At 57.5% G+C, this 26654-nt stretch carries 19 protein-coding genes; 14 read left to right on the top strand and 5 right to left on the bottom strand.

The window, feature by feature from the left end; all coding sequences use genetic code 11:
• The first annotated feature begins 43 nt into the window (after positions 1-43).
• Positions 44-1561 carry a polyphosphate:AMP phosphotransferase gene (pap, locus tag EQV96_RS05050; protein ID WP_240881507.1) on the top strand — a complete coding sequence of 506 codons (1518 nt, stop codon included), beginning with the start codon at positions 44-46 and terminating at the stop codon, positions 1559-1561.
• 135 nt (positions 1562-1696) lie between these two features.
• Complete coding sequence (locus tag EQV96_RS05045) at positions 1697-5875, top strand: DUF6543 domain-containing protein (protein WP_240881504.1); 4179 nt, start codon at positions 1697-1699, stop codon at positions 5873-5875.
• Between the two features lie 8 nt (positions 5876-5883).
• On the opposite strand, the gene EQV96_RS05040 is transcribed toward EQV96_RS05045, so the two are convergent.
• Complete coding sequence (locus EQV96_RS05040; protein WP_095002819.1) at positions 5884-7278, bottom strand: class II fumarate hydratase; 1395 nt, start codon at positions 7276-7278, stop codon at positions 5884-5886.
• Between the two features lie 192 nt (positions 7279-7470).
• Between EQV96_RS05040 and EQV96_RS05035 the strand changes: the two genes are divergently transcribed.
• The 7 genes from EQV96_RS05035 (at position 7471) to EQV96_RS05005 (ending at position 15355) form a co-directional block, all read left to right on the top strand.
• Positions 7471-7986 (top strand): DUF2059 domain-containing protein, encoded by a 516-nt coding sequence (locus EQV96_RS05035; protein WP_095002818.1) that lies wholly within the window; start codon positions 7471-7473, stop codon positions 7984-7986.
• A gap of 11 nt (positions 7987-7997) precedes the next feature.
• Complete coding sequence (locus EQV96_RS05030) at positions 7998-8294, top strand: BolA family protein (protein ID WP_130871743.1); 297 nt, start codon at positions 7998-8000, stop codon at positions 8292-8294.
• A gap of 114 nt (positions 8295-8408) precedes the next feature.
• Positions 8409-9347 carry a rhodanese-related sulfurtransferase gene (locus EQV96_RS05025; protein ID WP_095019032.1) on the top strand — a complete coding sequence of 313 codons (939 nt, stop codon included), beginning with the start codon at positions 8409-8411 and terminating at the stop codon, positions 9345-9347.
• 1 nt (position 9348) lies between these two features.
• The gene (locus tag EQV96_RS05020; RefSeq protein ID WP_095024116.1) at positions 9349-9984 is read left to right on the top strand and encodes a DsbA family protein; all 636 of its coding nucleotides are present in this window, start codon (positions 9349-9351) and stop codon (positions 9982-9984) included.
• A 28-nt stretch (positions 9985-10012) separates the two neighbouring features.
• On the top strand, positions 10013-11794 hold the full coding sequence (locus EQV96_RS05015) for an ABC transporter ATP-binding protein (protein WP_178084401.1): 1782 nt from the start codon (positions 10013-10015) through the stop codon (positions 11792-11794).
• A 270-nt stretch (positions 11795-12064) separates the two neighbouring features.
• Positions 12065-14524 carry an EAL domain-containing protein gene (locus EQV96_RS05010; protein WP_095038548.1) on the top strand — a complete coding sequence of 820 codons (2460 nt, stop codon included), beginning with the start codon at positions 12065-12067 and terminating at the stop codon, positions 14522-14524.
• A gap of 45 nt (positions 14525-14569) precedes the next feature.
• Positions 14570-15355, top strand: a complete 786-nt coding sequence (locus EQV96_RS05005; protein ID WP_095019029.1) for an iron-containing redox enzyme family protein — start codon at positions 14570-14572, stop codon at positions 15353-15355.
• 74 nt (positions 15356-15429) lie between these two features.
• On the opposite strand, the gene EQV96_RS05000 is transcribed toward EQV96_RS05005, so the two are convergent.
• From EQV96_RS05000 to EQV96_RS04985, 4 genes are all read right to left on the bottom strand, one after another.
• Positions 15430-16170 carry a YciK family oxidoreductase gene (locus EQV96_RS05000; RefSeq protein ID WP_095002811.1) on the bottom strand — a complete coding sequence of 247 codons (741 nt, stop codon included), beginning with the start codon at positions 16168-16170 and terminating at the stop codon, positions 15430-15432.
• 27 nt (positions 16171-16197) lie between these two features.
• Positions 16198-16869, bottom strand: coding sequence for an N-acetylmuramic acid 6-phosphate phosphatase MupP (gene mupP / locus EQV96_RS04995; RefSeq protein ID WP_095002810.1), 672 nt, complete (start codon positions 16867-16869; stop codon positions 16198-16200).
• 3 nt (positions 16870-16872) lie between these two features.
• Positions 16873-17571: a bifunctional 2-polyprenyl-6-hydroxyphenol methylase/3-demethylubiquinol 3-O-methyltransferase UbiG gene (gene ubiG / locus EQV96_RS04990; RefSeq protein ID WP_095002809.1), complete on the bottom strand. Its 699-nt coding sequence runs from the start codon at positions 17569-17571 to the stop codon at positions 16873-16875.
• Between the two features lie 63 nt (positions 17572-17634).
• A complete protein-coding gene (locus tag EQV96_RS04985) occupies positions 17635-18966 on the bottom strand; it encodes a TRZ/ATZ family hydrolase (RefSeq protein ID WP_240881501.1) in 1332 nt (443 codons plus the stop codon).
• A gap of 107 nt (positions 18967-19073) precedes the next feature.
• Here EQV96_RS04985 and mtnA point away from each other — a divergent pair, with 107 nt between their 5' ends.
• The 5 genes from mtnA to hisC all read left to right on the top strand — a co-directional run bounded on the left by mtnA (position 19074) and on the right by hisC (position 26654).
• Positions 19074-20150 carry an S-methyl-5-thioribose-1-phosphate isomerase gene (gene mtnA / locus EQV96_RS04980; protein ID WP_095002807.1) on the top strand — a complete coding sequence of 359 codons (1077 nt, stop codon included), beginning with the start codon at positions 19074-19076 and terminating at the stop codon, positions 20148-20150.
• Between the two features lie 330 nt (positions 20151-20480).
• Complete coding sequence (gene gyrA, locus EQV96_RS04975; RefSeq protein ID WP_095002806.1) at positions 20481-23135, top strand: DNA gyrase subunit A; 2655 nt, start codon at positions 20481-20483, stop codon at positions 23133-23135.
• 215 nt (positions 23136-23350) lie between these two features.
• A complete protein-coding gene (gene serC / locus EQV96_RS04970) occupies positions 23351-24436 on the top strand; it encodes a 3-phosphoserine/phosphohydroxythreonine transaminase (protein WP_095002826.1) in 1086 nt (361 codons plus the stop codon).
• Complete coding sequence (gene pheA / locus EQV96_RS04965; protein ID WP_016780245.1) at positions 24436-25530, top strand: prephenate dehydratase; 1095 nt, start codon at positions 24436-24438, stop codon at positions 25528-25530. The genes serC and pheA overlap by 1 nt, the downstream gene beginning before the upstream one ends.
• A gap of 11 nt (positions 25531-25541) precedes the next feature.
• Positions 25542-26654 carry a histidinol-phosphate transaminase gene (hisC, locus tag EQV96_RS04960; RefSeq protein WP_095002805.1) on the top strand — a complete coding sequence of 371 codons (1113 nt, stop codon included), beginning with the start codon at positions 25542-25544 and terminating at the stop codon, positions 26652-26654.

Genomic DNA, 26654 nt, shown 5'->3' with positions numbered 1-26654 from the left:
GAGCAATCCGCTAGGCTTGGTTCATCTTGCCAGGGAGCATTCCATGTTCGAATCAGCTGAAATCGGCCATTTCATCGATAAAGAAACCTACGACAGGGAAGCCCCCGCTTTACGTGAAGCGTTGCTTGAAGCCCAGTTTGAGCTCCATCAGCAAAAGCGTGCTTCGGTCATTGTGCTGATCAATGGCATTGAAGGCGCCGGCAAGGGTGAAACGGTCAAACTGCTTAGTGAATGGATGGATCCGCGCCTGATCGAAGTGCGGACTTTTGATAGCCAGACCGATGAAGAGCTGGCTCATCCGCCGGCCTGGCGTTACTGGCGTCAATTGCCCGCCAAGGGGCGGATGGGCGTGTTTTTTGGCAATTGGTACAGTCAGATGCTCCAGGGCCGGGTTCACGGCCTGTTCAAGAATGCCGTGCTTGATCAGGCGATCACGGGCGCCGAACGTCTGGAAAAGATGCTGTGCAATGAGGGCGCAGTGATCTTCAAGTTCTGGTTCCACCTGTCCAAAAAACAAATGAAGGAACGCCTGCAAACCCTTAAGGATGACCCATTGCACAGCTGGCGCATCAGCCCGCTGGACTGGCAGCAGTCCAAAACTTATGACAAGTTCGTACGCTATGGCGAGCGGGCGATCCGCCGCACCAGTCGTGATTACGCACCGTGGAATATCGTCGAAGGTATTGACCCCTATTACCGCAGTTTGACTGTGGGCAAAATCCTTCTTGAAGGGTTGCAGGCGGCGTTGCATACCCCCAAGGTTGCAGCCCGCCCGGCGGGTGTGCCGCCGTTACCGGACAAGCAAGGCGAATTGACCCTGCTCGATTGCCTGGACCTGACCCGGCATTTTGAAAAAGAGGATTACCAGGAGCAATTGATCACTGAGCAGGCGCGTCTATCGGGCCTGATGCGTGACAAACGGATGCGCCGGCATTCATTGATCGCCGTATTTGAAGGCAATGATGCCGCAGGCAAAGGCGGCTCTATCCGGCGGGTGGCGGCAGCGCTGGACCCGCGTCAGTACATCATTGTGCCTATTGCTGCGCCTTCCGAGGATGAGCGAGCACAACCTTATCTTTGGCGTTTTTGGCGACATATACCGGCGCGGGGCAAATTCACCATTTTTGACCGCTCCTGGTATGGCCGGGTGCTGGTTGAACGGGTCGAGGGTTTTTGCACGAAAGCGGACTGGATGCGCGCTTATGGCGAGATCAACGATTTCGAAGAGCAACTTACGGCAGCAGGCGCGATTGTCGTCAAATTCTGGCTGGCAATCGACAAGGACACCCAGCTTGAGCGTTTTCAGGAGCGTGAAGAAATCCCGTTCAAACGCTTCAAGATTACCGAGGAAGATTGGCGTAATCGCGAAAAGTGGGATGTGTACCGCAGTGCGGTATGCGACATGGTGGATCGCACCAGCACCGAAATCTCGCCCTGGACCCTGGTTGAAGCCAATGACAAGCGCTGGGCACGGGTAAAGGTGCTACGCACGATCAACGAGGCTCTGGAAGCAGCCTTCGAGAAACGCGACAGGCAGGAAAAAAAGCGCAAGAAGAAGTAACACGGTACTTACCCTGTGGTGCTTCGCTTGTGCGCGGCAACACGGGGTTAGCCTGCGACTATATATCTACCACTGATGCACTCCGGGTTTCTGTTCAGATCAGGTGACTGTCGATCACTTGGGATGAACGCTTTCATGTCCGAAAACAACCACACCCTTAACGCTGACCAGTACCTTTCATTTGGCAGCCTGTCTATCAATTTGCCCGGTACTCTGCGAGAGCGAAAAGTCTCACGCTACGAAGCAAGCCTGCAGTCATTTATAGGCACTGCTGATCAGGCGATGACTCGCTTGGCCGCTTACCGGGATACTCATGAGCAGGCTCTGACCCAGTGTGCCGAAACTCAACAGGCAACGGACAGGCTGCTCGAGGGGGCCGAGTCTCAGGGCACCGACTTCTGGACCCGGCTGGATGCCGGCGGGCTTAGTCTGTTGCAGCGTTTGTCTTCGGGCAGGTCGCGCAGCTTGCTGGCCGAAGCACAGTTGCAAGTGTATGAAGGCCGGTTGAGCGAATCCGCGTATCAACAGATAAAAGAAGTTGTCAGCGAACCCTGGTCTTCACTCCGCGGGCAAAGTGTCAGCTGCGTTTGCGACCTGTCCCTGGGCACCTCGCAACGCTCTTATTTGCTGCAGGGGGCGATGGTGATAACTCGTCAGCCTGCGCTTGATGACCATCAACATCCGGAGCCCGTATTTCTGTTCGTTCCGGGCAATGCGGGCGGTTTGCAAGCATTCACTTCCGTGGCTCAGCTCAAGACCCAACTGGCCCGCAGCGTTCGGGCCGATCCGGACGGGTTCTGGCTCGGCCATGTTTCGCTGAAAAACCGCGCTGCTGCTCGGGCAGCGATAATGCTCGAGGGTACTGAAAGCCCCGTTATCCTGCGTGTGCTCGATGGTCATGCCTTCAGTCTGGGGGTTGAGGATCAAATCGCCGGCTATAAAGAAATTGCTTCGCTTATAGCCAGGGGCCAGTTGTTGTACAGCGAATCGACGGTTGCGCAGTCTCTTGAGCGCTTGCGTCTGGAAACCGCACAAAACCTGCTGGCGCCGGGCAATGAGGCCCGTGAACAGGGCATTGACCTTGTGGCGGAACAATTGCGTACGGCACAGGCTACGCAGGACTTGCCGGACTGGTTGCTGCGGGCATCGGTCGAAGAGCGGGCCGAATATGCCAAGGGACTTGTGGTTTACGCACGTAATGCCCTTTGGCTGGAGGACGATCTTAACCGTCATCTGCCGTCATTCGAGATGTTTACCCGCGATAAGCTGGCTGAGCGGCTCAAGGCCGATTTAAAACGAGATATCGATCCGGATGCGGTCAGGGTCGATATGCCCGATCGGGTCATCGTTGAGGTGTTGCAAACGAGCGAGAGGGCCGAGCGTCCGCATCTGGCGGGCGATACGTCGGAAAGCATAGCGATCACCGGCTTTTCAACCTGGGATGACGTCAGTCTTGCGCGTCACACCTTCAGCTTGTCCGAGCTGGCTCGCAAGAATATTGATGTGAATGACGAACAGCAGATGCTGCGTCTCAAGCACAGCTACTTCACTCTGGATGGCGTGGATACCAAGGCGCTGGGTATTGACCTTAAGTATCTGCTCAAAACCATTCCGGATCTGGATGTTGCCATGCTTTACAGCATGAGGATCACCCGTGCTTTTCTGGGTCGCACAGTAGGGGGTAGCCAGCCCGGAGCTCCCGATATTGCCAGGCGACTGGGAGTGTTCAGGCAAGCCATCAACCTTGAGGCCTGGGTCGCACGTCAGCGCAGCCACCTGTCAGAGCGGGGGTACAGGCTGGCGCAGGCAGCGACCGCACCCGGCAATGGTAATCACAAACCTGACGCCGAATTCGACATCGAATACCGTTATACCTGGTTACGCTCACCAGACCGGGGGGACAGTTCCTATACCGAACAAGCCTTGATCGGGGTGTCTGTGGTGCATGACAAAACCTCGGGGCTGGCGCTGATGTATCTGGCGGGCGCTCCGGGTAATCAGAAGTTCTTCGAAGGTTCCGGGTTCCAGCATCTGATTGAACGTCTCTCCAATCATGTGCTGCTCAACAGGGAGCTGCTCACCTACTTCGCAAACAGTACAGAGACCGGTTCGAGCGTTGCGCGGAATATTCAGAACATCAATGCCATTTTGCGTGTCGGAACTTACGGTTTTCTCGTGATTGACCCGGTCAAGGCGTCCCATGTGTCGCTGACTGACATGCAGTACCTGGCACGCATGGGGCGGCTCAAGGAGCAGGTCTATGGTTCCTCCAGATCGGCGCTGGATATCGAGCGCCGTCAGATGGAGCGTATTGCGCAGCGGGATCTGAGCTACATAAAGATTGGCCTGTCGGTTATTCCGGGTATTGGCACAACCATTGGTGTCTATGACGGCTGGAATGACGCATCTGCGGCCATCAGTGCGTTTGCCCGAGGCGATTACAAGGCGGGAGCGTGGCTGGCTTTCTCTGCCGCGCTTAATTTGGGCGAGGCGGTTCTTACGCTCGCACCTCTGGTGGCGCGCCCCAGAGCAGTAAGCGCAGTGCTGGGCAGCCTGGATGAAACGGTGACCAAGGCCGTAGCAACCCTATATGACGCAGGGTGGAGAGCCAGTAAATCGTTGCAGAAAAAACGCCTGAAGGATCTATTGCCGTCTGTCACTTCCCGCAAGCCCTGGCGTACCAAGGCATTCGAGGGCTATGAGGTCAAAGTCCCGCTCTATGACGCCGTGAGGCTCAGGGGGAAAAACGAAAATGTCTATCTCTTGAATAACAAGATGTACATTCAGATCGATGAAAAAGTGTACGAAGTGTATCGTCGCTCAGGTGAGAAAACCCTTCGCCTCAAGGCGCGCCCGCCCAAGAACTATGAACCGCCGATCAGGATGGATGCACGGGGGCGCTGGGAGTATCACGCCGATGTCGGGGGCAAGGGAGGGGCGCCGTTTCCGGAGCTGGAAGAGCTGATTGTTGATTCAACCCCCGTTACATCCACGCGCAAGGTTCCTGATGGATACGCTGTGACGGCCGCGGTTACCCCGGCGCCAATTCCTGCCGTACATCCTCAAGGCGTCGAGTCGATGGACAGGGTGGTTATCGGCCATCGGGATTTGTTTGTTTCCAGCGAACTTGATAGTGCAGGCAATTTTGGAATCTATCGTATTGATCCTGCTGATCCGACCCGACTGCAGGCTCAGGGTGTATTAACGCCCGAAGGGGTATATCGCCTCACCGATCAGCCTCTAGTCTCCGGTAGCGATCTGTTTGAAGAAGTCGCCGAAGATTTTGTCTTTATGGACAACAAGTTCTATCGGGTGCAACTGGATACTGAGCAGTTTTCCTGGAAAGTGGTGCGCACGGGTGATGAGGGTAGCAGCACGCTGTTTATCGAAAGTGATGGGGTATTTGATCCGGTCACACAACGGTTGGTCATCAGCAACTGGCACCTGATGCCAAGGCTCGGAGAACATCCCAGTCTGGAGGCCCTGGTGCGCCAGGCGCTTGACTTGCCTGCAACTGGTCTTGACCACGAAGTCTATGCATTTTTGCGCAACTACACGCGCCAGATCATCCAGTCTGTCGACACACAGGTGATACGGGCACCTGATGTGCTGGAGCTGGAGCGTCTGTGTGAGCAGAGCCTGCGCCGCAAGCAATTCCCGGTGGGCAGGCTGGACGAAGCCTTGACGGCCATGGCCAACAAGCAGCCCCTGCCGATCTGGGCACCGGTCTATGACGAACTGCAGGGTATGCGCTCGGTATTCCCGACGACATCCGGAAGGTATTACAACATTGATGCCGTGCGTCAATTGCGCAGTCATATGTCGATCCGCGATCTGGATGTGGAGGTTGCCGCCCTTATTGACAACTATGCAGCAATGCGTGCCGGATTGATCTCTACGTTTAATATGAGAACCACTCTGGCCAAAAGCGTCATGCAGTTGGTCTTGAAAAAGCGTGGCTACACATTGCTTGATGGCGGTCGCTACAAAGTGGGGGCTGCCGGTTTCGGTATGGTGCTACGTGGTCCCAACGGTGATCTGTATCTGATGGAAGTCAGGCATATACGGGCTACCGGCAACACCTGGGGGCATGTTTTTTTTGATCGTGGATCCGCGAGCAAACTAGTCATGATGTCTGACGAATGGGTCGATATCGTCGTGCGAAAATCCCTGGAGGAAGTGCCATTCAATCCTGCAGCTGTGGCAGTACAGCAAGCCAGGGCAGATGGCCGCTTGTTCAAACTGGTTGGCACCATCACCCCCGACAAGGAAGTGATGGTGTTCAAGGTTGCAACCCCGGGCCCAGGATTGTAAAAAACCGCCTAGCCGTGCTTGCCCGCGCCCAGCATGTTTTCAGGACGAACCCACTGGTCAAACTCGGCGTCCGTGAGGTAGCCCAGTTCCAGTGCTGCTTCGCGCAGGGTCAAACCTTCGGCGTAGGCCTTTTTGGCAATCTCGGCTGACTTGTCATAGCCGATATGGGGGTTGAGTGCGGTCACCAGCATCAGGCCGCGCTCCAGGTGTTCGGCCATTTTGGCGGCATCGACCTCAAGCCCGGTGACGCAGTGTTTGAAAAAGTTGCTGCAACCGTCTCCCAGCAACTGGATGGATTGCAGCAGGTTGTGAATGATCACCGGTTTATAGACGTTCAGTTGCAAATGCCCCTGGCTTGCAGCAAAGCCGATGGCAACATCGTTGCCCATCACCTGGCACGCCAGCATCGACAAGGCTTCGCACTGGGTCGGATTAACCTTGCCCGGCATGATCGAACTGCCCGGCTCATTGGCGGGCAGTTTGATTTCGGCAAGCCCGGCGCGGGGGCCGGAACCCAGCAGGCGGAAGTCATTGGCCAGTTTCATGAGGGTCACGGCCAGTGTTTTGAGGGCGCCTGACAAGGTGGTCAAGGGCTCGTGGCCGGCCAGCGCGGCAAATTTGTTCGGCGCGGTCACAAATGGCAGGCCAGATAACGCAGCCAGTTCAGCGGCAATCGCTTCGGCGAAACCGTGGGGTGCATTCAGCCCGGTGCCCACCGCGGTACCCCCCTGTGCCAGCTCGCACACTGCGGGCAAGGCCGAACGTATGGCTTGCTCGGCGTAGTCCAGCTGCGCGATATAGGCTGACAGCTCCTGGCCGAAGGTGATCGGCGTGGCGTCCATCATATGGGTGCGGCCGGTCTTGACCAGTTTCATATGCCGTGCCGACAACTCGGCCAGGCCTCCTGCCAGTTCATTGATCGCGGGCAGCAAATGATTGTGCACAGCCTTGGCGGCGGCGATATGCATGGCGGTGGGGAAGCAGTCGTTGGAGCTTTGCGAGCGGTTGACATGGTCATTGGGGTGGACTGGCGACTTGCCGCCACGGCCTTTGCCCGCCAGTTCATTGGCGCGTCCTGCAATCACTTCGTTGGCGTTCATGTTGCTCTGTGTACCGCTGCCTGTCTGCCACACCACCAGCGGGAACTGGTCGTCGTGTTCACCGTTGAGCACTTCATCGGCGGCCTGTTCGATCAGGCGGGCGATATCGGCAGGCAAATCACCGTTGCGGTCATTGACCCGCGAGGCAGCCTTTTTGATCAAGACCAGGGCATGCAGAACCGCCAGCGGCATTTTTTCGTTGCCGATGGCAAAGTTGATCAGTGACCGCTGTGTCTGCGCCCCCCAATAAGCCTCATCGGCCACGCTTACTTCACCCAGGCTGTCGGTTTCGATACGGCTCATCGGCTCTTTCTCCTTGAAGTCTGACCTGACAGCTTAGGCGTTGATTCACACTAAGGGTTCAATCTTGCGTTTTCGGTGCTTTTGGTCGGCTGATGAGAACGTCTATCAGTGTCGGGGTTGAGTGACACACTTTATTAGGCGCAGAATGGCCGCCCTTGGGGTTAAACCTCGCTTGCTAGAAAAGGAAACTCGATGACCCGTCTTCGCGCCATCTGTACAGCGGTAGCTCTGGTTTGCGCCAGCGGCCAGGTTTTCGCCGATGCAGCTAGCCACGCTGCCAGTGCTGAAACGTTCCTGAAACTGGCACATGCCGATAAGCTGGGTACCCCGGTGTATATGCAAGTGCAGCAAATGTTCGCTCAGCGTTTCGAGCAAACCAAAGCACCAGCCTCCAAGAAAGCCCTGCTGGAAACTTACCAGGCCAAAGCCAACACCGCTCTGGATCAAGCCATTGGCTGGAACAAGCTGAAGCCGGACATGGTCAAGCTCTACACCACCAATTTCACCGAGTCTGAGCTCAAGGACCTGGTAGCGTTCTACCAGTCGCCTCTGGGCAAGAAAGTGCTGGAAAAAATGCCGCAACTGACCCAGCAATCGGCACAAATGACCCAGGCCAAACTGGAAAGTGCAGTGCCGGTTGTCAACAAGCTGCTAGAAGACATGACAGCCGAGCTGGAGCCAAAAGCGGCCCCGGCCAAAAAGAAGTAAGCGGAGCCTGAATGAGCATGCAACAGCGTATTGAAGCGGCGCTAGGCGCTCTGCAACCCGAGCACCTGAGCGTGCTGGATGAAAGCCATATGCACAGTCGTGGGTTGCAGACCCACTTCAAGGCAGTGGTGGTCAGCGAGCAGTTCGCCGGGCTCAACAGCGTCAAGCGTCATCAAAAGGTCTATGCCACCCTGGGTGACCTGATGGGCGAGTTCCATGCGCTGGCTTTGCACACGTACACGCCTGTGGAATGGGCGAAAATCGGCACGGCCCCGGCATCGCCGACCTGTGCTGGCGGTGGGCACTGAGTTGGCGTAATCCGCCTGCTTTTTGTTAGAATCCGCAACGCGCCGCTTCGTCGGCGCGTTTTTTTTTGCGCCCGGTTCACCCTTTACGAGGGTAGCCACCTGGAGATTGATGCGATGACTTCGCCTGTTGTTGTAGCTGCACTGTATAAATTCGTCACCCTTGAGGACTACGTCGAGCTGCGTGAGCCACTGCTCAAGGCCATGGTCGACAACGGTATCAAGGGCACCTTGCTGATCGCCGAAGAAGGCATCAACGGTACGGTATCCGGCAGCCGTGAAGGTATTGACGGGCTGATGGCCTGGCTCAAGACTGATCCGCGCATGGTCGATATCGATCACAAGGAATCCTACTGCGATGACCAGCCTTTCTATCGGACCAAGGTCAAGCTCAAGAAAGAAATCGTCACCCTCGGTGTTGAAGGCGTGGACCCGAACAAGAAGGTCGGGACCTATGTCGACCCCGAGAACTGGAATGCGCTGATCAGCGATCCAGAGGTGTTGTTGATCGACACCCGCAACGATTACGAGGTTTCGATCGGTACGTTTGAAGGCGCTATCGATCCGAAAACGACCAGCTTTCGCGAATTCCCCGACTATATCAAAGCCAATTTCGACCCTGCCAGGCACAAGAAAGTCGCGATGTTCTGCACCGGCGGCATTCGCTGTGAAAAGGCTTCGAGCTATATGCTCAGCCAGGGTTTTGACGAGGTTTATCACCTCAAGGGCGGTATCCTGAAGTACCTCGAAGAGGTACCCCAGGAAGAAACCAAATGGCAGGGCGACTGCTTTGTATTTGATAACCGCGTTACCGTGCGCCATGACCTCAGCGCCGGCGAATACGATCAGTGCCATGCCTGCCGCACCCCGATCAGCCTCGCTGATCGCGAGTCCGAGCACTATCAACCCGGTATCAGTTGCCCGTATTGCTGGGACAGCTTGAGCGAGAAAACCCGTCGCAGCGCCATTGATCGCCAAAAGCAGATCGAGCTGGCCAAGGAGCGTAACCAGCCGCACCCGATCGGTCACAACTACCGTAAAGCTGCCGAGGCCTGATATGACAGCGCGCCTGCTCTATGTGATGGATCCAATGTGCTCCTGGTGCTGGGGTTTTTCGCCCATCGCCCAGGCGCTGGTTGAGCAGGCGCAGGCCGCAGGCGTTGAGTTGCATCTGGTAGTGGGAGGTTTGCGCACCGGCAGTGGCTCGGCGCTTGAGCCTGCTACGCGGCGCTATATTCTTGAGCACTGGCAGGCGGTCACAGAGGCCACCGGGCAACCTTTCAACTTCGAGGGGGCCTTGCCCGACGGCTTTATCTACGACACCGAACCTGCCTGCCGGGCTATTGTCGCGGTACGCAGCCTTGCCCCCGATTGCGCCTGGAAGCTGGTCAAACTGATACAGCAGGCGTTTTACGTACAAGGCCGTGATGTGACCCAGGCAAGTGTGCTGGTCGAACTGGCTGAAATCGCGGGAGTGCCGCGTATCGAATTTGCTGCCGCTTTTGACTCTGCCGAGGAGCATGCAGCGACAGCCGCGGATTTTACCTGGGTGCAGGATCTGGGGATTGCCGGTTTTCCGACCTTGCTTGCCGAGCGCAACGGCCAGCTGGCGTTGTTGACCAACGGCTATCAGCCGCTTGCGCCCTTGTCTGACTTGCTTGCTCGCTGGCTTGAACGCGCTGCACGTGTTTGATCCCTCTGCTGTACCGCCTGCGGCTGCGGTGACGGATCGCCTGACCTGGGCCGAAATCCGCCGCCTGGCCCTGCGCCATAAAAAAGCCCTGTGGCTTGCCAACGGCGTTGCCGTGCTGGCGACCCTGTGCAGTGTGCCGATCCCCTTGCTGCTGCCTTTGCTGGTGGACGAGGTGCTGTTGGGTAACGGCGACGCTGCGCTGAAGGTCATGAACCACTGGCTGCCGACTGCGTGGCAAAGCGCGGCAGGCTATATCGGCCTGATGCTGGCGATTACCCTGTTGCTGCGCTGCGGTGCTTTGCTGTTTAACGTGCTGCAGGCGCGGCTGTTTTCGCGGCTGGCCAAGGACATTGTGTTTCGCATTCGCCTGCGCCTGATCGAACGCTTGAAGCGAATATCACTGGCCGAGTACGAAAGCCTGGGCAGCGGCACGGTGACGACTCATCTGGTCACCGACCTCGATACGCTCGACAAGTTTGTCGGAGAAACCCTGAGCCGATTTTTGGTGGCGATGCTCACTCTGGTGGGCACTTCGGCGATTTTGTTGTGGATGCACTGGCAGCTGGCGCTGCTGATTTTGCTGTTCAACCCGCTGGTGATTTACGCCACGGTGCAGTTGGGCAAGCGGGTCAAGCACCTGAAAAAGCTTGAAAACGACAGCACGGCGCGCTTTACCCAGGCCCTTACCGAGACGCTGGATTCCATCCAGGAAGTGCGTGCAGGTAACCGTCAGGGCTTTTTCCTGGGCCGTCTGGGGTTACGGGCGCGAGAAGTGCGGGACTTTGCCGTGGCTTCACAGTGGAAGAGCGATGCCTCCAATCGCGCCAGCGGTTTGTTGTTCCAGTTCGGGATCGATATTTTTCGAGCCGCCGCGATGTTGACGGTATTGTTTTCGGATCTGTCGATCGGTCAGATGCTCGCAGTGTTCAGTTATCTGTGGTTCATGATCGGGCCGGTTGAGCAGTTGCTCAATTTGCAATATGCCTTCTATGCCGCTGATGGCGCCGTTACGCGGATCAATCAGTTATTGGCGCGCAACGACGAGCCACAATACCCCGGCGGCGCCAATCCATTTGTGGGGCGACAGACGGTCGGCATCGAAGTGCGTGACCTTAGCTTCAGCTATGGCGACGAAAAGGTACTCGATCACCTTAACCTGACCATTGCTCCTGGTGAGAAGGTGGCCATTGTCGGCACTAGCGGTGGTGGTAAAAGCACCCTTGTGCAACTGTTGCTGGGCTTATACACGCCGCAGTCGGGGAGTATCCGCTTTGCTGATGCCAGCCAGCCCGAAATCGGCCTGCAGACCATTCGCGAGCATGTGGCGGTGGTGCTGCAACACCCGGCATTGTTCAACGATACCGTGCGTGCCAATCTGACCATGGGCCGTGAACGAACCGATGAAGCGTGCTGGCACGCCCTGCAAATCGCTCAGCTCGATGGCACCATTGATGCGCTGCCCCAGGGCCTGGACAGCATCGTGGGGCGTTCGGGGGTGCGTTTGTCCGGCGGTCAGCGTCAGCGCCTGGCGATTGCGCGCATGGTATTGGCCGAACCCAAGGTGGTGATCCTCGACGAGGCCACCAGTGCCCTGGATGCTGCCACCGAATACAACCTGCATCACGCTTTGGGAAAATTTTTGAGCGGGCGCACAACTTTAATCATCGCTCACCGTTTATCTGCGGTAAAACAGGCTGACCGGGTGCTGGTGTTTGATGGTGGGTGCATTGCCGAAGAGGGCGATCACCAGCAGTTGATTGCAGAGGGTGGGCTCTATGCCAGGCTCTACGGGCATCTGCAGCAGACGTGATGTCGCAGGGTTGTGGGGGCGAGCCTGCACGCGAAAGCCCATGAACATCGCAGTTATCCGGCCAATACACGGTATTGCTCACGATCTTCTCGAGCAGGTTCTTTTGCACAGGCGCATTGCTTGCTTCAATGAACATAATGATGCGGCTGCACGCTTATTGAAGATTTAGATCGGCTCAGACTACTCAATTTTTGAAAAATTGGCCTAGGCTGACTTGTAGTGAGATTTTCTCTCTGGTTTTCATTTGACTCCATGAAGCAAAGGGAACTCATGAAATCTAAACGCCCCCTTGGTACACCACGCTTATTGGGCATTGTTTGGCCTTTTATTGCTGTCGTGCTGTTCCAGGCGTTATTGGGGTGCGTGAGTCTGTATATGCTTTCTGCCGTGAGGAGTTATGTCGGTGGCGAAAGTTTATGGTCCAAGGGGCAGAAGGACGCCATCTACTTTCTCTATCTGTATTCCGATACCCATGACCCGGTTTATTACGAAAAATACACACAGGCCATAAGTGTTCCCCAGGGCGACCATAAGTTACGCCTGGCGATGGATGAGTCCCCACCCAATGAAGTCGCTGCCCGCGAAGGCATTCTGCAGGGCGGCAACAGCGCGCAAGATGCCTCGAGCATTATCTGGTTTTACCGCTACTTCCGCCATGTAAGCTATATGGAAACCGCCATCGAGAAGTGGGCCATAGGTGATGCTTACCTGCTCAAGCTCGACAATCTGGCCCAGGAGATGCACAAGGCCATCCTCGCCGGCAATGCCGATGCTGCGGAGTCCCAGCGCTGGGAAGACGAGATTTTCGCCATCAACGAGGGTATTGCGCCTTCTGCCAAGGCTTTCAGTGATGCGCTGGGTGAAGGCTCGCGCTTTATCTGGCGGTTGCTGGTGGTCATAAACCTGGTCACGGCGGTGGCGCTGATCCTGCTGGTACTCAAGCGCACCCATAAAGTGCTCAAGCAGAGCCGTGCTTTTGCCGAGGCGCTGCAGCTGGAAAAAGAGCGGGCGCAAATCACCCTGCAGTCGATTGGCGACGGTGTTATCACCACCGACGTCAATGGCGCGATTGCCTATATGAACCCTGCGGCCGAGAACTTGACCCAGTGGAAGTCCGAGCAGGCGCAAGGCATTTCCCTGGCTGCGCTGTTCAAGTTGCTTGATGACAACGATCAGGACGAAGGCCCCAGGTTGGTCGAGCGTATTCTCACTGGCGAGCTGAGTAACAGTCGCGAGCACTCCCGGCAGATTCAACGCATGGATGGTAGTACCGTTGCGGTAACCCTTGTGGGTGCGCCGATCCTTCACGATGGCGATGTCAGTGGCGCAGTGCTGGTGCTGCATGACATGACCCAGGAGCGCCAGTACATTGCCAACCTGTCCTGGCAGGCGACCCATGATGCACTGACCGGGCTGGCCAACCGACGTGAGTTCGAATACCGCCTGGAGTTGGTACTGAAGAACCTGGGGCGCCAGCAGGGCCGGCATGCCCTGATGTTTCTTGATCTGGACCAGTTCAAGCTGGTCAATGACACCTGCGGTCACGCGGCGGGTGATGAGCTGTTGCGGCATATTTGTACGTTGCTGCGTACCGGCCTGCGTGAAGGCGATACCCTGGCCCGGCTGGGTGGGGATGAGTTTGGCATCCTGCTGGAAAACTGCCCGGTGGACATGGCGGAAAAAATCGCCGGCGGTTTGCGTCAGGCGGTGCAAAGCCTGCATTTTGCCTGGAAAGGGCGCCCGTTCATGAGCACCATCAGCATCGGCCTTGTGCATATCCATAAAGCGCCAGTCACCCTTGAGTCTTTGATGCGGGCTGCGGACATGGCCTGTTATATGGCCAAGGAAAAGGGCCGTAACCGGGTGCAGGTTTATCATGTAGATGACACGGAGTTGTCATTGCGCTTTGGTGAAATGGCCTGGGTGCAGCGCTTGCATGTCGCACTGGAAGAAAACCGCTTCAGTCTGTATGCCCAGGAAATAACCCCCCTGGGACCTGTGCAGGACGGGGGCGGGCATATCGAGATTCTGTTGCGCCTGCAAGATGAAAACGGTCGCATTGTATTCCCGGACAGTTTTATTCCTGCGGCGGAACGTTATGGCTTGATGAGTTCGATAGACCGCTGGGTGGTCGAAAATGTGTTCAGGATCATTGCGGAATGTTCAGCCCAGGCGGGTGGGCGGCCAATGGCCATGTGTGCGATCAACCTGTCTGGGTCAACCATTGGCGATGATGACTTTCTTGCGTTTTTGCATGAACAATTTGACTGTTACGGCGTGTCGCCAAAACTCATCTGTTTTGAAATTACTGAAACCAGTGCAATTGCCAACCTGGGTAATGCCATCCGTTTTATCAATGATCTTAAAACCCTGGGTTGTCACTTTTCGCTGGATGACTTTTGTGCCGGGATGTCCTCATTTGCCTATTTGAAACATCTTCCTGTCGACTTTTTGAAGATCGACGGCAGTTTCGTCAAGGACATGTTGGACGACCCGATCAATCGTGCCATGGTTGAAGTCATTAATCATATTGGCCATGTCATGGGCAAACGCACGATTGCCGAGTTTGTTGAAAGCACACAGATTGAAGAGGCCTTGATTGAAATCGGCGTTGATTATGCGCAGGGCTATATTGTCCAGCGGCCACAGTTATTCACGTTCGATAGTTTGTTGCAGCGTCCTCAGCGTGCCCGGGCGTTGACATTGAAGTCCCCGGGCACGTTGCGTTGATCTGTTCTACATTTCTAAAGTCTATTATCAAAAAGGATTTGGATTGTGAGTGAAGTCTTCAACCGAACGGGGCCTCTTATGGAGGAAGCCAGTTACCCCCAGTGGGCCCGGCAGTTGATTCGGGACTGTAGCGAAAGCAAGCGTCGGGCAGTCAAACACGAAATTTACAAGCGCATGCGTGACAACACCTTGAGCCCCAGAGCAATGCGCATGTTTCTCGTGGGCGGCTGGCCGGTAGTCGAGCAGTTTTCGTTGTATATGGGCCATAACCTGGGCAAGACCCGCTACGGGCGTCACCCTGGCGAAGACATGGCTCGCCGCTGGTTGATTCGCAATATCCGGGTCGAGCTTAATCATGCCGACTATTGGGTGAACTGGGCGCTGGCGCACGGGGTCAGCCTTGAAGACCTCAATGCCCAGGACCTGCCTGCCGAGTTTCAGGCGCTGAACGACTGGTGCTGGCATAGCTGTTCCAAGGATTCGCTGGCCGTGGCGATGGCTGCCACCAACTACGCCATCGAGGGTGCCGTGGGTGAGTGGGCGGCGATTGTCTGCTCGGCCGATATCTATGAAGAGTCGTTTGCGGTCGATCAACGCAAGCGCGCGATGAAGTGGCTGAAGATGCACGCCCAGTACGATGACGAGCATCCCTGGGAGGCGCTGGAAATTGTCTGTACCCTCGTGGGAATGAATCCGAGCCAGGAGCAGATCACTGAACTGCGCAAAGCCATCTGCAAGAGCTACGACTATATGTATCTGTTTCTGCAAAGTTGCCTGTTGTTCGACAAGGCCGCTGTGGCGCGTGAGCATCGGGAACTGGTCGAGAGCTGAACACCGGCTTTTCAGTGCATAAAAAAACCGCGGGCTGCATGGGATGCAGCCCGCGGTTTTTGTTTGTAGCCCTGTTACTGTGCGTTGAAAGCCTGGCCGTTGATCCCGGTACTGTCCGGGCCCATCAGGTACAGGTAAACCGGCATGATTTCGTGTGGCTCTGGATTGTTCTCGGGGTTTTCACCCGGATAGGCCAGGGCGCGCATGCTGGTGCGGGTCGCGCCGGGGTTGATGCTGTTGGCACGTACCGGGGCCACGCCGTCGACTTCGTCGGCCAGGGTTTGCATCAAGCCTTCGGTGGCGAACTTGGAGACGCCATAGGCACCCCAGTAAGCACGGCCTTTGCGGCCGACACTGCTGGAAGTGAAGATCACCGAGGCGTCCTGCGACAGCTTGAGCAGGGGTAGCAGGGTGCTGGTGAGCATAAACATGGCATTGACGTTGATATGCATCACGCGCATGAAATTTTCCCCCGACAGCTGCTCCAGCGGCGTGCGCGGACCAATGATCGAAGCGTTGTGCAGCAGCCCGTCAAGGCGGCCGAACTCGGTCTCGATCATGGCGGCCAGCTCATCGTATTGATGGGGTTGGGCGGTTTCGAGGTTGAACGGGATAACCACTGGCTGCGGATGGCCCGCAGCTTCGATTTCGTCGTAGACCTGGCTTAGGTTGGCTTCGGTCTTGCCCAGCAGCAATACGGTTGCGCCGTGTGCGGCATAGGTCCTGGCTGCAGCAGCGCCGATGCCGCGACCGGCGCCGGTAACCAGGATCACCCGATCCTGGAGCAGGTTGGGGCGGGCTGAATAATCAAACATAAAAAACCTCAACAAAATCGGTCATCGTTAGCAGCTGCACATCGCGTTATCCAGCACTTTGCGCAGTTCGGCCGGATGATCGACCACCACGTCCGCACCCCAGTGATCAGGGTTGTCGTCAGGGTGGATATAACCAAAGCGCACGGCTGCAGTTTTGGTCCCGGCATCGCGCCCGGACTCGATATCGCGCAGGTCATCGCCTACAAACAGTACGCTGGCCGGGTCAAGGTCGAGCATTTTGCAGGCCAGAATCAGCGGCTCGGGGTCCGGCTTGCTGTTTTTGACGTGGTCGGGGCAAATCAGCAGCGCCGAGCGCTCGGCCAGGCCCAGGCGTTCCATGATTGGCTGGGCGAACCGCACCGGTTTGTTGGTGACGACGCCCCACACCAGATGGGCCTTTTCGATATCGGCGAGCAACTCTTCCATGCCATCAAACAGCTTGGTATGGACTGCGCAATCGCGCTGATAGCGCTCCAGGAACTCCTGACGCAGCTCTTCAAAGCCAGGTGCGTCAGGGTCCATGTTGAAAGTCGCTGCCACCATGGCGCGTGCACCGCCGGAAATCTCGTCGCGGATAAGTTTGTCTGCGACGGGAGGCAGGTCGCGATCGGCGCGCATGGCCTGGCAGATGGCGATAAAGTCCGGCGCGGTGTCGAGCAGGGTGCCGTCCATGTCAAAAAGAACTGCTCTTAAACGCATGTGTTACTCCTCGCGAAGGGTCTGGATCATGTAGTTGACGTCAACATCGGCGGCCAGCTTGTAGTGCTTGGTCAGCGGGTTGTAGGTCAGGCCGATGATGTCCTTGACGCTCAATCCGGCCTGGCGGCTCCAGGCACCCAGCTCGGAAGGGCGAATGAATTTTTTGAAGTCATGGGTGCCACGGGGGATCAGCTTGAGTATGTATTCCGCACCGAGGATAGCGAACAGATAGGACTTGGGGTTGCGGTTGATGGTCGAGAAGAACACCTGGCCACCGGGCTTGACCATTTTGTAGCAGGCGCGGATCACCGACGATGGGTCGGGTACATGCTCAAGCATTTCGAGGCAGGTGACTACATCGAACTGCCCGGGCATTTCTTCAGCAAGATCTTCAGCAGTGACCTGGCGGTACTCAACGTTTACGCCGGACTCGAGCTGATGCAGCTGTGCCACGGCCAGCGGGGCTTCGCCCATGTCGATGCCCATTACGGTGGCGCCGCGCTGAGCCATCGACTCGCTGAGAATGCCGCCGCCGCAGCCGACGTCGAGGACTTTTTTGCCAGCCAGTTGTACGCGCTCGTCAATCCAGTTGACGCGCAGCGGGTTGATGTCGTGCAGCGGCTTGAACTCGCTCTCACGGTCCCACCAGCGATGGGCTAGCGCTTCGAATTTGGCGATCTCGGCGTGGTCAACGTTGCTCATGGGTAAATCCTCTAAAGCTGAATAATCTGGTAAAGCTCCGGGCGCAGGCCCGAAGGTACTGAATCAATGAGTATGGCCGCTTATGCGCTCGCCCCAGGCCCTTGCGGTTGCGCAGAGTTGCTGCTCGTCCAGGCGGGTCAGGTGTCGATCCTCGAGCAACTGCTTGCCTGCGACCCACACATGTTTAACGCAATCGCGGCCTGTGGCGTAGATCAACTGCGAAACGGGGTCGTAAACCGGTTGCTGGGCCAGGCCGCTGAGGTCAAAGGCTACCAGGTCGGCGGCCTTGCCGATTTCGATCGAGCCGGTGTCGCTTTCAATGCCCAGGGCGCGCGCGCCATTGAGGGTGGCCATGCGCAGTGCGCGGTGGGCGTCCAGCGCGGTGGCAGAGCCTGCAACGGCTTTGGCCAGCAAGGCGGCGGTGCGGGTTTCGCCGAGCAGATCGAGGTCATTGTTGCTGGCCGCACCGTCGGTACCCACCGCCACATTCACTCCGGCTTGCCACAGGCGCTCCACCGGGCAGAAGCCACTGGCCAGTTTGAGGTTGGACTCGGGGCAATGAACCACGCTGGAGTTGCTTTCTACCAGCATGGCCAGGTCGTCATCGCTGATCTGGGTCATGTGTACGGCCTGGAAGCGCGGGCCCAGCAAGCCCAGGCGGGCGAGGCGGGCCAACGGGCGTTCGGCGTGTTGCTCGACGGCCTGATGCACTTCGAAGGCGGTTTCGTGAACGTGCATATGAATGGCGGCATCCAGCTCGTCGGCGATGACCCGGATTTTCTCCAGGTTGTCGTCGCTTACGGTGTAAGGCGCATGGGGGCCGAAGGCAATTTTGATCCGCGGGTGAAACTTCAGGTCGGCAAACAGTTCGACGGCCTGGCGCAGGGATTCGTCTGCGCTGCTGGCGCCGGGAATCGGAAAGTCGAGAATCGGAATGGCGATTTGTGCACGGATACCGCTCTTGTGCACGCACTCGCTGGCAACTTTCGGGAAAAAATACATGTCACTGAAGCAGGTGATCCCGCCCTTGAGCTGTTCGGCGATGGCCAGGTTGGTGCCGTCGCGCACGAACTGCTCATCGACCCATTTGCCCTCGGCCGGCCAGATATGCTGTTCGAGCCAGGTCATCAGGGGCAGGTCGTCGGCCATGCCGCGGAACAGCGTCATGGCCGCATGCCCGTGCGCGTTGATCAGCCCCGGGCTGAGCAGCATGTCCGGCAGCTCGCGGGTTTGCGTGGTGGTGAGCTTCAGCGCCTGTTCGCGCGGGCCGATGAACACAATGCAGCCGTCGCGAATGCCCACGCCGTGATCCTTGAGTACGACACCGGCCGGTTCTACAGGCACCAGCCAGGTGGGTAACAACAGTAAGTCCAGGGGCGTGGTTGGGGTCGGCATCGAAAACTGATTCCAGTGCGTTATAAAAGGAGGCGAAGTATACCCGAGCGTCTTGGGGGTGGGCTCGCTATAATCGGCCGCTTTGTTACCAGGTAATGGGGGAAGGCATGCGCGATCGACTGTTGGCTGCGGAAAAGGTTAAGGCCATCGATTGGCGGGATGACGCCCTGTATCTGTTGGATCAACGCATTCTGCCCTTTGAAGAGAGCTGGCTGGCGTACACCGGCGTTGACGGTGTGGCGCAAGCGATTCGCGACATGGTCGTGCGCGGCGCCCCGGCAATCGGTATCGCGGCGGCCTATGGCGTGGTGCTGGCTGCGCGTGTGCGCAAGGCTGCAGGTGGTGACTGGCTGGCAGCGCTGGAAGAGGACTTCACCCTGCTGGCGGACTCGCGTCCTACGGCAGTGAACCTGTTCTGGGCCTTGAATCGCATGCGCGAACGTCTGGCTCGAAGCCAAAACCGCGCGGATGTATTGCAGGTGCTTGAGGCAGAGGCTGTTGCCATCCACGAAAGTGATCGCGAGGCCAATCTGACCATGGCGCAGTTGGGTGTCGATGTCATTCGCCGCCATCAGGGCAATGCCCAGGCGGTGCTGACCCACTGCAACACCGGAGCCCTGGCCACAGGCGGCTTTGGTACGGCGCTGGGGGTCATCCGGGCGGCCTGGCTCGAAGGCATGATCGAGCAGGTCTATGCCGACGAAACCCGGCCCTGGCTGCAGGGTTCGCGCCTGACTGCGTGGGAGCTGGCCAATGAAGGCATCCCGGTGGTACTGAATGTCGATTCGGCAGCAGCGCATATCATGAAAACCAAAGGCGTCACCTGGGTGATCGTGGGCGCTGACCGCATCACTGCGAATGGCGATGTGGCGAACAAGATCGGCACCTACCAACTGGCGGTCAACGCCATGCACCACGGCGTGCGCTTTATGGTGGTGGCCCCGAGCTCGACCATCGACATGGATCTGGCCTCGGGTGATGACATCCCGATTGAGGAGCGTGACGGCCGCGAACTGCTGGAAGTGGGTGGCAAGCGGGTCGGCGCGGATGTGCAGGCCTTCAACCCGGTGTTTGATGTGACGCCGGCGGACCTGATCGATGTGATTGTCACCGAGAAGGGTGTGATTGAACGCCCGGATGCGGCAAAGATGGCGCAATTGATGTGCCGCAAGCGCTTGCATTGAAACGCAAGCCTGTCGTCGCTGCCGAAGGCCGCGAAGAGGAACGCGGGTGCTTCAAATCGCCTTCAGAGTCCCTCTGGGGCCCTTCAGGCCGATAAACGTCGTAATTACTACGCTCCATGCACATCTGAGGGATAGGTGCGTGGCGGCGATTGTGATAACATTCGGCGGTTTCCAGGGTGACCCGCAAGGGTTGCCCTTACTGCGCAAATCCGTGACATAACTTGTTGATTTGTCGTAAGTCGTTGCGTGGCACGTGGCCAGCGGCGGCGAGCTTCGTTCGTCCCGAATGGATGTGGCGAAGTTTCACCCGAAAAAGGAATCAGGCTTCTCATGGGCGAACTGGCCAAAGAAATCCTCCCGGTCAATATCGAAGACGAGCTGAAACAGTCCTACCTCGACTACGCAATGAGCGTAATTGTCGGGCGGGCACTGCCTGATGCGCGCGATGGCTTGAAGCCCGTGCACAGGCGTGTGCTGTTTGCGATGAGCGAACTGAACAACGACTGGAACAAGCCGTACAAGAAATCTGCCCGTGTGGTCGGTGACGTAATCGGTAAGTATCACCCGCATGGTGATACTGCTGTTTACGACACCATCGTTCGAATGGCTCAGCCATTCTCCCTGCGCTACCTGCTGGTAGACGGTCAGGGCAACTTCGGTTCGGTCGACGGCGACAACGCTGCGGCCATGCGATACACCGAAGTGCGCATGACCAAGCTGGCCCACGAATTGCTGGCCGACTTGCACAAAGAGACCGTGGACTGGGTGCCGAACTACGACGGCACGGAAATGATCCCGGCCGTCATGCCGACACGAATTCCCAATTTGCTGGTCAACGGCTCAAGCGGTATCGCCGTGGGTATGGCCACCAATATTCCGCCGCATAACCTGGGTGAAGTCATCGACGGCTGCCTGGCGCTGATCGACAACCCGGAACTGAGCATCGATGAACTGATGCAGTTCATCCCGGGCCCGGACTTCCCGACTGCCGCCATCATCAACGGCCGTGCCGGTATCATCGAAGCCTATCGCACGGGCCGTGGCCGCATTTACATGCGCGCCCGCTCGATGATCGAAGACATCGACAAGGTCGGTGGTCGTCAACAGATCGTCATCACCGAGCTGCCGTACCAGCTGAACAAGGCTCGCCTGATCGAAAAGATCGCCGAGCTGGTAAAAGAGAAGAAGCTTGAAGGCATCACCGAGCTGCGTGACGAGTCCGACAAAGACGGTATGCGCGTTGTGATCGAGCTGCGCCGTGGTGAGGTGCCGGAGGTTATTCTCAATAACCTTTATGCCCAGACCCAGCTGCAAAGTGTTTTCGGTATCAACATCGTTGCCCTGATCGATGGCCGCCCGCGCATCCTGAACCTCAAGGACCTGCTCGAAGCCTTCGTACGTCACCGTCGTGAAGTGGTTACCCGTCGTACTGTTTTCGAGCTGCGCAAAGCCCGCGAGCGAGGCCATATCCTTGAAGGCCAGGCCGTAGCCCTGTCCAACATCGATCCGGTCATTGCACTGATCAAGGCCTCGCCAACCCCGTCCGAAGCCAAGGAAGCGCTGATCAGCACCCCTTGGGAGTCGACAGCGGTAGTGGCCATGGTTGAGCGTGCCGGCGCAGATTCCTGCCGTCCGGAAAACCTCGATCCGCAATACGGTCTGCGTGATGGCAAATACTTCCTGTCGCCGGAGCAGGCCCAGGCCATTCTTGAGTTGCGCCTGCACCGCTTGACCGGTCTGGAGCACGAAAAGCTGCTGGCCGAGTACCAGGAAATTCTCAACCAGATCGGTGAGCTGATCCGCATCCTCAATAGCGCCGTGCGCCTGATGGAAGTGATCCGCGAAGAGCTGGAAGTCATTCGCGCCGAATACGGCGATGTGCGTCGTACCGAAATCCTGGATCACCGTCTTGATCTGACCCTGGGTGACATGATCCCGGAAGAAGAGCGCGTCGTGACCATTTCCCATGGTGGCTATGCCAAGACCCAGCCATTGGCTGCGTACCAGGCCCAGCGTCGTGGCGGTAAAGGCAAGTCGGCTACTGGCGTCAAGGATGAGGACTACATCGCTCACCTGCTGGTTGCCAACAGTCACACCACGCTGCTGCTGTTCTCCAGCAAGGGCAAGGTGTACTGGCTGAAGACCTATGAAATTCCTGAGGCGTCCCGCGCTGCCCGTGGTCGTCCGCTGGTGAACCTGCTGCCGCTGGATGAGGGTGAATACATCACCACCATGCTGCCGGTCGAAGAGTACACCGAGGGTCACTTCATCTTTATGGCGACCGCCAACGGCACCGTGAAGAAGACCCCTCTGGAAGCCTTCAGCCGTCAGCGCAGCGTAGGCTTGATCGCGCTGGAACTGGACGAAGGCGACGTGCTGATCAGCGCCGCGATCACCGATGGCGAGCGTGAAGTCATGCTGTTCTCCGACGGTGGCAAGGTGACTCGCTTCAAAGAGTCCGATGTCCGTGCCATGGGCCGTACTGCCCGCGGTGTACGCGGCATGCGTCTGCCAGAAGGGCAGAAGCTGATTTCCATGCTGATCCCTGAGGAGGGTAGCCAGATCCTTACCGCTTCGGCGCGTGGCTATGGCAAGCGTACGGCGATCAGCGAGTTCCCAGAGTACAAGCGTGGCGGCCAGGGTGTTATCGCCATGGTCAGCAACGAGCGTAATGGCCGTCTGGTCGGTGCGGTTCAGGTGCAGGACGGTGAAGAAATCATGTTGATTTCGGATCAGGGCACTCTGGTACGTACGCGTGTCGACGAAGTGTCGAGCCTGGGTCGTAATACCCAGGGCGTCACCTTGATCAAGCTGGCCAGTGACGAAACGCTGGTAGGGCTTGAGCGGGTTCAGGAGCCTTCTGAAGTTGAAGGCGAAGAGCTCGAAGATGAAGGCGGTGCAGAGTTCGACGGTGAGGCCATCCAGGATGGCGCAGACGACGAGCAGCCGCTAGAGGCTGGCGCTGACGAAGAGCCGCAGGAATAAGCGGACACACAGGGGGCGGATGAGAATTCGCCCCCTTGTTGTATGTCCAGTATGAAAGTTTGCGACACTGTGGGAGCGAGCCTGCTCGCGATGGCATCAGCGCGGTATGTCAGATAGACATTACTGCCCGTATCGCTAGCAAGCCCGCTTCTACAAGCAACAATGTGTCGAGAGTTGATTTATTGCGTGACCACCAAATCAGAGTGAGAGTGGAAGTGAGCAAACGAGCCTATAACTTCTGCGCAGGTCCTGCTGCGCTACCTGAAGCTGTTCTGTTGCGTGCCCAGTCCGAGTTGCTCGACTGGCATGGCAAGGGCCTCTCGGTCATGGAAATGAGCCATCGCAGCGATGAGTTCGTGTCCATTGCGACCAAGGCTGAGCAGGATCTGCGTGACCTGCTGTCTATTCCCTCGAACTACAAAGTCCTGTTTCTGCAAGGCGGTGCCAGCCAACAGTTTGCCCAGATCCCGCTGAATCTGTTGCCTGAAAATGGCAAGGCGGATTACATCGATACCGGTATCTGGTCGCAGAAGGCCATTGAAGAGGCGTCGCGTTTCGGTCACGTCAACGTGGCAGCAACCGCCAAACCTTACGATTACTTCGCGATTCCTGGTCAGAATGAGTGGAATCTGTCGAAAGACGCGGCCTACGTTCATTACGCGCCAAACGAAACCATCGGCGGTCTGGAATTCAACTGGATCCCTGAGACTGGCGATGTGCCATTGGTCGCTGACATGTCTTCGGATATTCTGTCGCGCCCGGTTGATGTGTCCCGTTTTGGCATGATCTACGCGGGTGCCCAGAAAAACATCGGCCCAAGTGGCATCGTGGTCAATATCATTCGCGAAGATCTGCTGGGTCGTGCGCGTTCGATCTGCCCGACCATGCTCGATTACAAGGTCGCGGCTGACAACGGCTCGATGTACAACACGCCGCCGACCCTGGCCTGGTACCTGTCAGGTCTGGTATTCGAATGGCTCAAGGAGCAGGGCGGTGTCGAGGCAATCGGCAAGCTCAATGAAGTGAAAAAACGTACTTTGTACGACTTTATCGACGCCAGTGGCCTGTACAGCAACCCGATCAACCTTTCTGATCGCTCGTGGATGAACGTCCCGTTCCGTCTGGCGGACGATCGCCTCGACAAGCCATTCCTGGCAGGCGCTGAAGCACGCGGGCTGCTGAACCTCAAGGGGCACCGCTCCGTTGGTGGCATGCGCGCATCGATCTATAACGCTGTGGATATCAACGCGGTTAACGCGCTGGTGGCTTACATGGCAGAGTTCGAAAAGGAACACGGCTAATGTCCGAGCAAGAACTCAAGGCGCTGCGCCTGCGTATCGACAGTCTGGACGAAAAAGTCCTGGAGCTTATCAGCGAGCGGGCGCGTTGTGCCCAGGAAGTGGCGCGGGTCAAGATGGCTTCCCTGGCTGAGGGTGAAGTGCCGGTATTTTACCGGCCTGAGCGTGAGGCTCAGGTGCTCAAGCGCGTTATGGAGCGCAATAAAGGCCCGTTGGGCAACGAAGAGATGGCGCGGTTGTTCCGCGAAATCATGTCCTCGTGCCTGGCGCTGGAGCAGCCGCTGAAAGTGGCTTATCTCGGCCCCGAGGGTACCTTTACCCAGGCTGCGGCCATGAAGCACTTTGGGCATGCCGTGATCAGCAAGCCGATGGCTGCCATTGACGAAGTATTCCGCGAAGTGGCTGCCGGTGCAGTGAATTTTGGCGTGGTGCCAGTGGAAAACTCCACAGAAGGCGCAGTCAACCACACTCTCGACAGCTTCCTTGAGCATGACATGGTGATCTGCGGTGAAGTAGAGCTGCGCATCCACCATCACCTGCTGGTCGGCGAAAACACCAAGACGGACAGTATCAGCCGCATTTACTCCCACGCCCAGTCGCTGGCTCAGTGCCGCAAATGGCTGGATGCACACTACCCGAATGTCGAGCGTATTGCGGTGTCGAGCAATGCCGAAGCGGCCAAACGGGTCAAGGGTGAGTGGAACTCCGCTGCCATTGCCGGTGATATGGCTGCTGGCCTGTACGGCTTGACCCGACTGGCCGAAAAAATTGAAGACCGCCCGGACAACTCCACGCGGTTCTTGATGATTGGCAGTCAGGAAGTGCCACCCACTGGCGATGACAAGACGTCGATCATTGTGTCCATGAGCAACCGTCCTGGCGCCCTGCATGAGCTGCTGGTGCCGTTCCATGAGAACGGGATCGATCTGACGCGTATTGAGACGCGTCCTTCGCGTAGCGGTAAATGGACCTATGTGTTTTTCATCGACTTTGCTGGTCATCACCGCGACCCCTTGGTCAAAAGTGTCCTGGAGCAGATCAGTCAAGAAGCCGTAGCGCTTAAAGTATTGGGTTCCTACCCGAAAGCGGTTCTCTGAGGCGATAAAACATGAGCGGTGATTTCCTCGCCCTGGCACAGCCGGGCGTACAACAACTTTCGCCTTATGTCCCGGGTAAACCTGTGGATGAGCTGGCGCGTGAACTGGATCTGGATCCGGCCACGATCGTCAAGCTGGCCAGCAACGAAAACCCTTTGGGTGCGAGCCCCAAGGCGCTGGAAGCCATTCGTGCCGAGCTGGCCGAATTGACGCGCTACCCGGATGGCAATGGCTTTGCCCTGAAAAGCCTGTTGGCTGAGCAGTGTGGCGTACAGCTTGACCAGGTAACACTGGGCAACGGTTCTAACGATATTCTGGAGCTGGTGGCGCGTGCCTACCTGGCGCCGGGGCTAAATGCCGTGTTCAGTGAGCATGCATTTGCCGTGTATCCGATTGTGACCCAGGCGGTAGGTGCCCAGGCCCGCGTTGTGCCGGCCAAGGACTGGGGGCATGACCTGCCTGCCATGCTGGCTGCCATCGACAGTGATACCCGGGTGGTCTTTATTGCCAACCCGAACAACCCGACCGGTACCTGGTTTGGCGTCGATGCGCTGAACGAGTTTTTGCAGGACGTGCCCGAACACGTGCTTGTGGTGCTGGACGAAGCTTATATCGAGTACGCAGAGGGCGGTGATCTGCCCGATGGTCTGGAGTTTTTGTCGGGGTATCCCAACCTGCTGGTTTCCCGCACGTTCTCCAAGGCCTATGGCCTGGCCGCGTTGCGGGTGGGTTATGGGTTGTCAACGGCGGTGGTGGCCGATGTGCTGAACCGCGTTCGCCAGCCATTCAACGTCAACAGTCTGGCGCTGGCTGCGGCTTGCGCGGCGCTGAAAGACAGCGATTACCTGGAGCAAAGCCGCCGCCTGAACGAGGCCGGCATGCAGCAGTTACAGGACGGTTTTCGTGAGTTGGGCCTGGGCTGGATCCCGTCGCGCGGCAATTTTATCGCGCTGGATCTCGGTCAGGTAGCGGCTCCCGTCTATCAGGGGCTGTTGCGTGAAGGTGTCATAGTGCGTCCGGTGGCCAACTACGGAATGCCTGACCATCTGCGTATCACTATTGGTTTGCCGGCGGAAAACACTCGCCTGCTTGAAGCGCTGTCCAAGGTTCTTGCTCGTGGTTGA

The sequence above is a fragment of the Pseudomonas sp. TMW22080 genome, from assembly GCF_022496745.1.
GTDB lineage: Bacteria > Pseudomonadota > Gammaproteobacteria > Pseudomonadales > Pseudomonadaceae > Aquipseudomonas > Aquipseudomonas bubulae.
The sequence above is the reverse complement of the archived record's forward strand: the minus strand, read 5'-3'. Positions and strand labels throughout refer to the sequence as shown.